This window comes from Candidatus Aminicenantes bacterium (assembly GCA_026393795.1).
Classification (GTDB): domain Bacteria; phylum Acidobacteriota; class Aminicenantia; order UBA2199; family UBA2199; genus UBA2199.
In genome coordinates this window covers 2,084-12,464 of record JAPKZL010000200.1, presented here as the reverse complement: position 1 = coordinate 12,464, position 10,381 = coordinate 2,084, and the positions used below count along the sequence as shown (strand labels likewise).

General features: G+C 60.2%; 11 protein-coding genes (1 of these 11 only partly in view). 8 read left to right on the top strand and 3 right to left on the bottom strand.

The window, feature by feature from the left end:
* The 3 genes from NTW95_09600 to NTW95_09590 all read left to right on the top strand — a co-directional run.
* Positions 1 to 860 (top strand): 3-methyl-2-oxobutanoate dehydrogenase subunit beta (locus NTW95_09600; GenBank protein ID MCX6557665.1); only part of this gene is annotated, 860 nt, incomplete at its 5' end.
* A gap of 129 nt (positions 861 to 989) precedes the next feature.
* On the top strand, positions 990 to 2,246 hold the full coding sequence (locus NTW95_09595; protein ID MCX6557664.1) for a competence/damage-inducible protein A: 1,257 nt from the start codon (positions 990 to 992) through the stop codon (positions 2,244 to 2,246).
* A 374-nt stretch (positions 2,247 to 2,620) separates the two neighbouring features.
* On the top strand, positions 2,621 to 3,340 hold the full coding sequence (locus NTW95_09590; protein ID MCX6557663.1) for a methyltransferase: 720 nt from the start codon (positions 2,621 to 2,623) through the stop codon (positions 3,338 to 3,340).
* 31 nt (positions 3,341 to 3,371) lie between these two features.
* Here NTW95_09590 and NTW95_09585 read toward each other — a convergent pair whose 3' ends face one another.
* Together NTW95_09585 and NTW95_09580 are read right to left on the bottom strand one after the other, a co-directional pair.
* Positions 3,372 to 3,704 carry an STAS domain-containing protein gene (locus tag NTW95_09585; protein MCX6557662.1) on the bottom strand — a complete coding sequence of 111 codons (333 nt, stop codon included), beginning with the start codon at positions 3,702 to 3,704 and terminating at the stop codon, positions 3,372 to 3,374.
* On the bottom strand, positions 3,701 to 4,141 hold the full coding sequence (locus tag NTW95_09580; protein ID MCX6557661.1) for an ATP-binding protein: 441 nt from the start codon (positions 4,139 to 4,141) through the stop codon (positions 3,701 to 3,703). The genes NTW95_09585 and NTW95_09580 overlap by 4 nt, the downstream gene beginning before the upstream one ends.
* Before the next feature lie 113 nt (positions 4,142 to 4,254).
* Here NTW95_09580 and NTW95_09575 point away from each other — a divergent pair, with 113 nt between their 5' ends.
* The 5 genes from NTW95_09575 to NTW95_09555 all read left to right on the top strand — a co-directional run bounded on the left by NTW95_09575 (position 4,255) and on the right by NTW95_09555 (position 10,232).
* Entirely contained in the window at positions 4,255 to 4,887 is a 633-nt protein-coding gene (locus NTW95_09575) for a sigma-70 family RNA polymerase sigma factor (protein ID MCX6557660.1), read from the top strand.
* A 123-nt stretch (positions 4,888 to 5,010) separates the two neighbouring features.
* The gene (locus NTW95_09570; protein ID MCX6557659.1) at positions 5,011 to 6,405 is read left to right on the top strand and encodes a hypothetical protein; all 1,395 of its coding nucleotides are present in this window, start codon (positions 5,011 to 5,013) and stop codon (positions 6,403 to 6,405) included.
* Positions 6,406 to 6,482: 77 nt separating this feature from the next.
* Entirely contained in the window at positions 6,483 to 7,073 is a 591-nt protein-coding gene (locus NTW95_09565; GenBank protein MCX6557658.1) for a hypothetical protein, read from the top strand.
* Positions 6,994 to 9,207, top strand: a complete 2,214-nt coding sequence (locus NTW95_09560; protein MCX6557657.1) for a hypothetical protein — start codon at positions 6,994 to 6,996, stop codon at positions 9,205 to 9,207. The genes NTW95_09565 and NTW95_09560 overlap by 80 nt, the downstream gene beginning before the upstream one ends.
* Complete coding sequence (locus NTW95_09555) at positions 9,204 to 10,232, top strand: PrsW family glutamic-type intramembrane protease (GenBank protein MCX6557656.1); 1,029 nt, start codon at positions 9,204 to 9,206, stop codon at positions 10,230 to 10,232. The genes NTW95_09560 and NTW95_09555 overlap by 4 nt, the downstream gene beginning before the upstream one ends.
* Positions 10,233 to 10,366: 134 nt before the next feature.
* Here the strand turns inward: NTW95_09555 and NTW95_09550 are convergent.
* The coding region annotated (locus NTW95_09550) for a protein kinase (GenBank protein MCX6557655.1) crosses the window boundary (this coding region is incomplete at its 5' end): on the bottom strand, positions 10,367 to 10,381 show 15 of its 2,098 nt. 2,083 nt of the annotated region lie beyond the right edge of the window.

Below are 10,381 nucleotides of genomic sequence, written 5' to 3'. Positions count from 1 at the left end.
TTGAAGAACTCATGAGCCCGGGCCACCTGGCCTGCCAGGGCTGCGGCGCCGGCATTGCCATGCGGACCACTCTGAAGGCCCTGGGCCGGGACACGATCTTTACTTTCCCCGCCTGCTGCTGGACCGTGATCGACGGTCCGTTCCCCTATTCCTGCCTGGAAGTGCCCCTGCTGCACATGGCTTTCGAAACCACGGCAGCCACGGCCTCGGGCATCAAGGCGGCCATGGACGCGCTGGGCAAAAGCAAAACCACCATCTGCGGCTGGGCCGGCGATGGCGGCACGTTCGATATCGGCTTGCAGGCTCTCTCCGGGGCCGCCGAACGCAACAATGATATTTTTTATTTCTGCTATGACAACGAAGCATACATGAACACCGGCATCCAGCGCAGCGGTGCCACCCCCTACGGCGCCTGGACTACCACCACGCCGGTCAAGCATTTCAAGAAGGAAGTCAAGAAAAGCATCGATGACATCGTCGCCGCCCACAAGGTGCCTTACCAGGCCACGGCGTCGGTGGCCTATCCCGAGGATCTCTATAAAAAGCTCATCAAGGCCAAGGAGATCCGCGGCTTCAAGTTTATCCATATCATCGCGCCATGCCCCCCGGGCTGGAAAGCACGTCCCGAGGACACGGTCAAGCTGGCCCGCCTGGCCGTGCAGACCGGGGTCTTCCCGGTTTACGAAGTGGAGGGAGGCAAATACCTACAGACCATCAAAACCCCCACCCGCAAGCCGGTGCTCGACTACCTGAAGCTGCAGGGCCGCTTCAAGCATCTGAAGGAAAGCGACGTGGCCCAGGTGCAGAAGCTGATCGACAGCCGCTACGCCGAGCTGGAAAAAAGGTTTTTAGAGAAATAGTAGCCCTAACAATTCCAAATAAATGGAAACATGTGGTAGGGGTTTGATTAATCAAACCCCTACATGTCTGTTACGAATCAGAAATTGACAGAACCGGGGATTTCGTTTATAAGTTCTTAAAGGTAAAAAATGAGAGCCATATTCATCGCCGTCGGTAGCGAACTGCTCGACCTGGACCGCATCGACACCAATTCGCTCTACGTGGCCCGGCGCCTGCGCGAAAAAGGGATATTGATGGACATGAAGGTGGTGGTCGGCGACCACATGGACCATCTTGCCTGGATGGTCAAGAAGGCCTGCCAGCGCGCCCAGCTGGTCATTCTCAGCGGCGGGCTGGGGCCGACTGAGGACGATATCACCCGCGAGGCGGTGGCCGCGGCCCTGAAAAAAAAGCTGGTCTTCCAGGAAACGATCGTCGCCGACCTGCAGAAAATGTTCCAGCGCCGCGGCATGACCATGCCCGAGATCAACACCCGCCAGGCCTTTGTCATCGAGGGCGCCGAGGTCATCTCCAATCCGGTAGGCACGGCCCCCGGCCTTTATCTGGCCGAGAAAAACTGCCAGGTCCTGCTGCTTCCCGGCCCGCCCAACGAGATGGTCCCGGTTTTTGAGGACGTTTTCGCCAGGCACATCGCCCCGGCCGCCAATTACTTCATCACCAGCCGCACTTTCAGGCTCAGCGGCATCGGCGAATCGGATGTCGACAGCCGCATCGCCGACATTTACCGCAAATACCGCAACCCGGTGACCACGATCCTGGCGTCGCCGGGAATGATCGAGCTCCATTTTCTGGGCCGCTCAAGGAATTCCGACACCGAAGCCCGCCAGCTGACCGATGAGCTGGCCGAAAAGGTGCGCGCCCGGCTGAGCGATTATATTTTCGCCGAAAAGGATGTGACGCTCCCCGAGGTCATTATCGCCGAGCTGAAGCAACGCCGGCTCACCCTGGCCGTGGCCGAAAGCTGCAGCGGCGGCGGCTTGGGCAACCTGATCACCAGCGTGGCCGGCAGCTCCGAGGTGTTCCAGGGCGGAGTGATCGCCTATGCCAACAGCCTGAAAACCGGACTCCTGGGCGTTGCCGAGGAGACGCTGAAAAAACACGGCGCCGTATCCGAGCAAACGGCCCAGGCCATGGCCGTCGGCGTCAGGCGCCTGTGCAGCGCCGATATCGGGCTGGCCATCACCGGCATTGCCGGACCGGGAGGCGCGAGCGCGGGCAAGCCCGTCGGCCTTGTCCATATCCATTTGCACGCTGCTGACAGCGACAAGGGCATGCGCCAGCTTTTTTCCGGCGGCCGCGAGGCGGTCAAGCTCAGGAGCGGGTACGCCGCGTTGAACCTGGTGAGAGAGTATCTAAAACAGAGCTCGGTTGAAGGTGGACGGTAGACGGTGGAAGGCAAGAAATTAAAAGCATTATGAATAAAATTCCAAATCACAAGCACCAAATTCCAAATAAGTCCCAAGCACCAATAACCCAATGACCAAAGCGAAAAAAATCAATAGAGATCTGATTTGGGTAGGGAACGCAAATTTGCGTTCCCTACGGAAGGTATTCTCTGAAATGTCTTTGTTTAGGACATTGGAATTTGGGACTTGGAATTTGAGATTTGGAAATTTTATCAGCGGGCGGGTCCAAGACGCCGCCCCTATCTCGTCTCTGGTCACTTGTTACGCGTCACGCTTTTCCCCAAGGGGGACAAACAAATCAGATCCGCCAAAATCGGCGGATGATTTGTATTGCCGCGTCACGAATTGATCTAATGCGCGGCCTGCCCACCACCACCGACACGTTCTACCACGGGAAGGTGGTGATCCGGCAATTGAAGAAGGGATACCGCTTCGCCGTCGATTCGCCCATCCTGGCCCATTTCCTGCCCCGCGCCCATGCCCCGGCCCTGGATATAGGCTGCGGAGTGGGGGTGGTATCGCTGCTGGCCCTGCAGCTGAAAAAGTTTCCCGCCATCACCGGCGTCGAGATCCAGGAACCGCTTTACCGGCTGGCGGTGGACAATGCCCAGGCCAACGGCATGAGCGAGCGCTTCCGCGTCATCCATGGCGATTTCGTCCGCATCCATGCCGGCTTGACCAGCGTGCAGACCATCTTCTGCAACCCGCCCTTCTTCAAGGCCGGCCAGGGGCGCGTCAGCCCCGACCCGACCATCCGCCTGGCGCGCTTCGAGATCGCCCTGAACCTGAACGGCCTGCTGCATTCCTCCGCCGCCATCCTGGCTCCGCGCGGGAAGCTGTTTTTGATCTATCCCTATTCGCGGCTGGAGGAACTGCTGGCTAAGGCCAAAGCGGGCGGCCTCTTCCCGGCGCGGATCCGTCCGGTGCAGCCGTTCATTGACGCCCCCCCCGACCGCTTCCTGGCGCAGCTGGAACGAAGAGCCGTCCGCTGCCGGCGCGAGAAGCCGCTGGTCATTTTCAGGGAGAAGGGGATTTATAGCGCGGAAATGGAAAAAATACTCGCCGGCGCGTAACGGGGAAATCGGTCCGGTCGTTTTCCTGGCCTTAACTTTTAATGGAGCGGGCGGCTTCCAGGCTCGGGAAAATCGAGAAAAACTTGTCGAAGCCGGCAATGGAAAACACCTCGGCGATGCGCGGCGACAGGCTGAAGAGGCGCAGCGTCCCTCCTATTTCCTGGATCAGTTTGAGCAGCACCAGCAGCGCCCCCAGGCCGGAGCTGCTGATGTATTCCAATGCGGAACAGTCGATCAGAACCCTCTGCTCGCGCTTGCCGAGCTCCTGCAGGTAATTCTTGAGGGTTTCCGAATTCTCGGAATTCACCCGGCCGACGATTTCCACCAGAGCGAACGGATCGATCTTTCCTTCGCGGACCTTCATGTGCGTTTCTCCTCTTTTCCCAGCCGTTTGATCAGGATCAGGCGGTTGCCGGCCGGCCGGCGCTGGTAGCGGACCTGGTCCAGCAGCCGCCGCACCAGATGGATGCCCAAGCCGCCTGGGCGGCGCTCGGACAGGGCGGCGTTGACATCGATCTCCGGCACCAGCAGCGGGTTGAAGGGACGGCCGTCGTCCTCGACGCTGATGCGGACGCTGTCGCGGCTGCCCTTGAGCCGGACCACGATTTCATGGGGCTGCGGGTCGTCATAGGCGTAGCGAACGATATTGCTGACGACCTCGTCCAGCGCCAGGTCGATCTTGAACTCGGTGTCGGGATGGATGGACTGGCGTTGGCAGAACTGGACGACGACATCGTGCAAACGGGACAGTGCCGCCAGCGAGTTGGGCAGCCGCACTTCCACGTTTTTATCCGTGCTCATCGTCGCATTCCTTTTCAGCATTATATCTGTTATTTTCCGGAAATCAAAGCGCCGAAACTCCCCTTGACATTTGCCAATCGTATTTCTATACTGGATCAACCCGCGTGGAGGGAATGAGTGCCTTATTTATGGGGAATAGGCCGTTGGTCGGCGAACGGTTCCGGCGTCATGGCCACCGGCTTGTCATGAACGCGATTTCGGAAAAGTTTTTCCTGTTCATCAAATCATCCTTCGCCCCGAGGCAGAAGACGGAACTGTTCGAATACATATGCAAGCATTACCAGCGGCGCATCGCCTTTTATGTCAGCCAGATCATCCCTCGCGATCATGACTACTACCAGGATGTCTGCCAGGAAGTGATGCTGAAGGTCTACAACCATCTCGATACGTTCAATCCGCTCCATTCCTTCAAGGCCTGGCTGTTCCAGATCGCCCGTCACCAGTGCCTCGACCTGGTCAAGAACAAGGAAGAAAAACGGCGAAAGCTCCGCCAGGGCGATCCCGACCTCATCGGCAGCGGAGCGGGCGCCGATCCGGAGCAGCGCCTGCTGCGCCTGGAGCTGCGCGAGCGCATAGACCAGGTCATCGGCGCGCTGCCGCCCCTCGACCGCGAAATCTGCTACCTGCGCTTCTATGAAAACCTGAAATACCGGGAAATCGGCGCCATCATCGGCTTGGATGTGGACGCGGTCAAGGCCAAGATCCATTCGCTGAAGGTCGATCTGCGCCGTCAGCTGAACCGCTGATTTTTTCCAACATTTTCCAATTGCTGTCGTCTATACAGGCAGAAGGGAGCAACGATGAAGATCGAACGGGAATTAAAAAAGTATTATCAGAGCCAAATCTATAAAAATGGGGAGGTTTATTTCATGGAAAAAAAGAAACAAAAGTTGATCCTGGGGATTTCGGGACTGCTGGTCGCTTGCTGCGTGATCGGCTATTTCGCCTTTTTCTATCCCTGGCCCGCGGGGAGTGACAACTCCGCCACCGTCGGGACCATCGGTGGGGTCGAGAAGGTCAACCGCGAAAGGGTGGAGCAGATCGGGGAAAAGGACGTCGTGCTCAGCGACGAACAACTCCAGAAGCTCCTCCAGAACGACCAGGTCCAGAGCCTGATCAGCAACAAGGCGTTCCAGAACGCGATGCAGAACCGGGCTTTCGCCGGGCTGCTTGCCGACAAGGCCTTCGCCGGGTTGCTCGCTGACAAGGCGTTCGCCGGCTTGCTGGCCGACCGGCGCTTCGCCGGGCTGCTGGCCGACAAGCGCTTCGCTGGACTGCTGGCCGACAAGGCTTTCGCCGGGCTGCTGGCCGACAAAGCCTTCGCCGGGCTGATGGCGAACAAGGCGTTCGTCGATCTGCTGGCCAACAAGGCGTTCGCCGGTCTGCTGGCCAATAAAGCTTTCGTTGACCTGCTGGCCAACAAGGCTTTTGCCGGGCTGCTGGCCGACAAGGCGTTTGCCGGACTGATGGCTGACAAGGCGTTCGTTGATCTACTGGCCGACCGCCGTTATGCTGGCCTGATGGCCGACAAGCGGTATGCCGGGTTGCTGGCTGACAAGCGTTATGCCGGCCTGATGGCCAACAAGGCATATGCCGGATTGCTTGCCGACAAGGCATTCGCCGGCTTGCTGGCCGACAAAGCGTTCGCCGGATTGTTGGCTGACAAGGCGTTCGCGGGCTTGCTGGCCGATAAAGCATTCGCCGGCTTGCTCGCCGACAAGGCGTTTGTCGGGCTGATGGCTGAAAAGGCCTTCGCCGGACTGCTGGCCGAAAAAGCGTTCGCCGGGCTGATGGCCGACAAGGCATTTGCCGGGCTGCTGGCCGACAAGGCGTTTGCCGGGCTGCTTGCCGACAAGGCATTCGCCGGACTGCTGGCCGACAAAGCGTTTGCCGGTCTGCTGGCTGACAAGGCGTTTGCCGGGCTGATGGCCGATAAAGCATTTGCCGGGCTGCTGGCCGATAAGGCGTTCGCCGGACTGTTGGCCGACAAGGCGTTCGCCGGTCTGCTGGCCGACAAGGCGTTTGCCGGGCTGATGGCCGACAAGGCGTTCGCGGGCCTCATGGCCGACAAAGCGTTTGCCGGGCTGATGGCCGACAAGGTGTTCGCCGGACTGTTGGCCGACAAGGCGTTCGCCGGTCTGCTGGCCGACAAGGCGTTTGCCGGGCTGCTGGCTGACAAGGCATTCGCCGATCTGCTCGCCAGCAAGGCATGGGCCGGGTTGCTGGCCAGCAAGTTGTTCCAGGACAAGATGGCCATTGATTGATGAGGCGCCGGCGGTATATAGCGAGCCGTTCCAGGCTCGCAGCGGGAATCCCCGGTCAGGAGACCGATACGCTGCGGTTGATCTATTTTCCCGCCGAATCGTTCCTGAGCGCGCACACCGTTTCCAGTTTTGTCAGTGCCTTCCACCTGCACCAGAAGCTGTTCGATTACCAGCCCAGCGAAAAGATCACCATCCTGCTGCACGATTTCGGCGATTATTCCAATGCCGCCGCCGGCGCCGTGCCCCAGAACACCATCATCGCCGGCATCGCGCCGATCAGCTACGTGTTCGAAACCATGCCGGCCACCGAGCGCATCAACGCCATCATGCAGCACGAGCTGGTCCACATCCTGACCAGCGACAAGGCCGCCCGCTCCGACCGCTTTTTCCGCTCGCTCTTTTTCGGCAAGGTGACTCCCAGCGAGGACAATCCGCTGACCATGCTCTACGGCTACCTGACCACCCCGCGGCTCTACGTTCCGCGCTGGTTCATGGAGGGGATCGCGGTGTTCATGGAAACCTGGATGTCGGGAGGCTACGGCCGGCTGCTCGGCTGCTACGACGAGATGGTCTTCCGCACCCTGGTCAATGAACTACGGGCCGGAGTTCCTCATCCGCTGGGTTTCGCGGAGCGACGGCAGCCGCGCCTACTTCTCGGCCCAGTTTAAGAAGGTGTTCGGCCTGCCTCTTGACCGGGCCTGGGCCGAATGGATCGCCTGGGAAAAGGAGTTCCAGACCGCAAACCTGGAAACCATCCGCTCCAGTCCGCTCACCCCGTTCCGCGATGTCTCGGCCAGGGTGCTGGGATCGGTTTCGCCAGCATTCTACGATGCGCGGCGGGGGAAAATATTCCTCGGGGTCAACTATCCCGGGCAGGTGGCCCACCTGGCGTCACTCGATTTGCAGAGCGGGTCGATGCGCAAGCTGTGCGACGTCAAGGGGCCCGCCCTTTATTCCGTATGTTCGCTCGCTTATGATGCCGAGACGGGAACCCTGTTCTACACCGCCGACAACAATGCCTGGCGCGACCTGCGCCAGGTGCAGGTCGACAGCGGCCGCAGCCGGTTGCTGATCAAGGACGGCCGCATCGGCGACCTGGCCTTCAACCGGTGCGACCGCTCGCTCTGGGGCATCCGCCACTATAACGGCATCTCGACCATCGTCCGCATCGAACCTCCCTACCGGGAATGGAAGCAAGTCTACTCCTGGCCCTACGGCAAGGACATCTACGACATCGCCATTTCCCCGGACGGCCGCTTTTTGGCGGCGGCGCTGACCGAGATCAGCGGCCGGCAGTCGCTGATCAAGATCGAATTGGAAAAGCTTAACGTCGACAATGCCCCCTTCAGTACCGTTTCCGATTTCGAGAACAGTTCGCCGGCCAATTTCGTCTTCGCCAAGGACGGGCAATCGCTCTACGGGTCTTCGTACTATTCCGGGGTGGCCAACATCTACCGCTGCGACCTGGCCGGCGAGAACGTGGAGATCCTGACCAACTGCGAGAGCGGCTTTTTCCGTCCCGTGCCCCTGGGTAACGACTCGCTGCTGGTATTCCGCTACACGGCCGACGGCTTCCGGCCGGCGGTCATCTCCAGCCAGCGCCCTGACAACCTCAAGGTCAAGGCCATCACCATGCTCGGGCAGCAGGTGAGCGAACAGCACCCCGAGGTCCGCGACTGGGTAGCCGAGCGGCCCAGCCAGATCGACCCCGAGCCGCTGATTATCTCCCGCGGCAGCTACACGCCGCTGAACAATATCGGGCTGAAATCGATCTACCCGGTCATCGAGGGCTATAAGGATTTTCCGGCCTTCGGCCTGAACTTTCACCTGGCCGACAAGATCAGCCTGGAAAAAATCGACCTGACCGCCACCTATTCCCCCGGCGGAGACCTGGAAACCAAGGAACGAATCCATCTCCGGCTGCATGTGGCGTTGAAAAACTGGGAATTGAAGGCCACCCACAACTCCACCGATTTCTATGACCTGTTCGGCCCCACGAAAACCAGCCGCAAGGGACAAGCGCTCGAGCTGCAGTACAGCAAGACCCTGATCTACGACGAGCCCAACCGCTTCCTGGACTACGCCATCCAGGCGGCAGGCTATTTCGGCCTGGAACAGCTGCCGGACTACCAGAATATCAGCATCAACCAGGACTGGTTTTCCACCCTGAATTTCAGATTGAACTACAAATACCTGCGCAAGTCGCTGGCCGCGATCGAGGACGAGAAGGGCTACCAGTACCGGCTGGTGCTGGCCAGCACCTACGTCAACAGCGCTCTCTATCCGCGCCTATACGGCTGCCTCGACTATGGGCTGCCCCTTCCCTTCAAGCATTCATCGCTGTGGTGGCGGGCCGCCGCCGGCATCGCCTTCGCCGGCGATCGCCAGGACCCATTCGCCAATTTCTATTTCGGCGGCTTCGGCAACAACTGGGTCGATCACCAGGACAGCAAGCGCTACCGCGAATACTACGCCTTCCCCGGCATCGACCTGAACAACGTCGGGGGCAGGAATTTCGCGAAGCTAACGCTGGAATGGAACTTGCCGCCGCTCTTTTTCCGCCGCCTGGGCTTCCCCTTTTTTTACGCCAACTGGATAAGCCCCTCGCTGTTTTGCACCGGCCTGCTCACCAATATGGACAGCCGGCCCGACCAACGGCGTTTGTCCGATGTCGGCTTTCAGCTCGACATCCGCCTGATCGCCCTCTCCCACCATCAGCTGACCATCTCGCTGGGGTATGCCAGGGCCTTTGAAGCCGGGCGCGACGCGACCGACGAGTGGATGGCTTCGCTCAAGATATGACCGGCGCAAACCTGGCCTTGCGCGTCGGCCTGGGATTCGTGCCGGTGCTGACGTTCGCGCTGATCCTGTTCGTTTACGACAATTTTCAGCTGGTTAAACTGCGTAAAATCGGCGAGGCGTTGCTTGCCGGCGCCGTTGCGGCCCTGTTCTGCCTGCTGCTGAACCGCTGGCTGCTGAACCTGACCGGCCTGGACACGCCTTTCTACTCCCGCTACTTGGCCCCGCTCATCGAGGAGAGCGCCAAGGTCGTCTATCTTTTCCTGCTGCTGCGCCGCCACCGGCTGGGCTTCCTGGTCGATTCGGCCATCGTCGGCTTTGCCATCGGCGCCGGCTTCGCCCTTTTCGAGAACATCTATTTCCTCTATTCCATTTCCGATCCCAATGTCCTGCTCTGGCTCATCCGCGGCTTCGGCACGGCGGTAATGCACGGCGGCACCGTCGCCCTGGTCGGGATCGTGGCCAAGGGCCGGTCGGAGCGCCTCCAGCGCGATCGCTCGGTCGACATCCTGCCCGGGCTGGCCGCCGCCGTTTTGATCCATTCGCTCTTCAACCATGTTCCCCTGCAGGGGCAGTTCCTGGCCTCGATCATTTTTCTCGTCGTCCTGCCGCTGACCATCGTCCTGGTCTACCGGCGCAGCGAGCGCTCGCTGCGCCAGTGGCTGGAAGCCGGCTTCGGCAGCGATGTCGAGCTCCTGGAGATGATCCGCACCGGCACCATGCTGCAGTCGAACAGCGGCCGCTATTTGCAGTCGCTCAAGGACCGACTTCCAGGCACCGTGTTGGTTGACATGCTGTGCACCCTGCGTTTGCACGTGGAGCTGTCGGTCAAGGCCAAGGCCGTCCTGCTTTTGCAGGAGCAGGGTTTTCCCGTCCCGGCCGACCCCGAGGTGCAGGAGAAGTTCCGCGAGCTGGAAGCGCTGCGCAAGAGCGTCGGCCGCCTCGGCCGGCGGCTGCTGGCGCCGCTGCTCCATACCAGCGCCAGGGATCTCTGGGAGCTGCACATGCTCCAGGGCCGCTCGGGCTGAAGCGCCGGGAAGCGCACTCACAGCCGGGTCATTTCCTTTTCCGGTGAGATGGCAAAGAAAGCGTGTCAACCGATTTTTTGTTTCCATTGACGGGGAGGTTCATGCGCCGCAGCAGTGAGACGGAGCGTGGGTCGTTACGTAACGAAGCG

Coding starts and splice junctions, on each gene's coding strand:
- NTW95_09595 (MCX6557664.1), top strand. CDS start 990: ATGAGAGCCATATTCATCGCCGTCGGTAGCGAACTGCTCGACCTGGAC.
- NTW95_09575 (MCX6557660.1), top strand. CDS start 4,255: ATGAGTGCCTTATTTATGGGGAATAGGCCGTTGGTCGGCGAACGGTTC.
- NTW95_09570 (MCX6557659.1), top strand. CDS start 5,011: ATGGAAAAAAAGAAACAAAAGTTGATCCTGGGGATTTCGGGACTGCTG.
- NTW95_09585 (MCX6557662.1), bottom strand. CDS start 3,704: ATGAAGGTCCGCGAAGGAAAGATCGATCCGTTCGCTCTGGTGGAAATC.
- NTW95_09580 (MCX6557661.1), bottom strand. CDS start 4,141: ATGAGCACGGATAAAAACGTGGAAGTGCGGCTGCCCAACTCGCTGGCG.
- NTW95_09590 (MCX6557663.1), top strand. CDS start 2,621: ATGCGCGGCCTGCCCACCACCACCGACACGTTCTACCACGGGAAGGTG.
- NTW95_09560 (MCX6557657.1), top strand. CDS start 6,994: ATGAACTACGGGCCGGAGTTCCTCATCCGCTGGGTTTCGCGGAGCGAC.
- NTW95_09555 (MCX6557656.1), top strand. CDS start 9,204: ATGACCGGCGCAAACCTGGCCTTGCGCGTCGGCCTGGGATTCGTGCCG.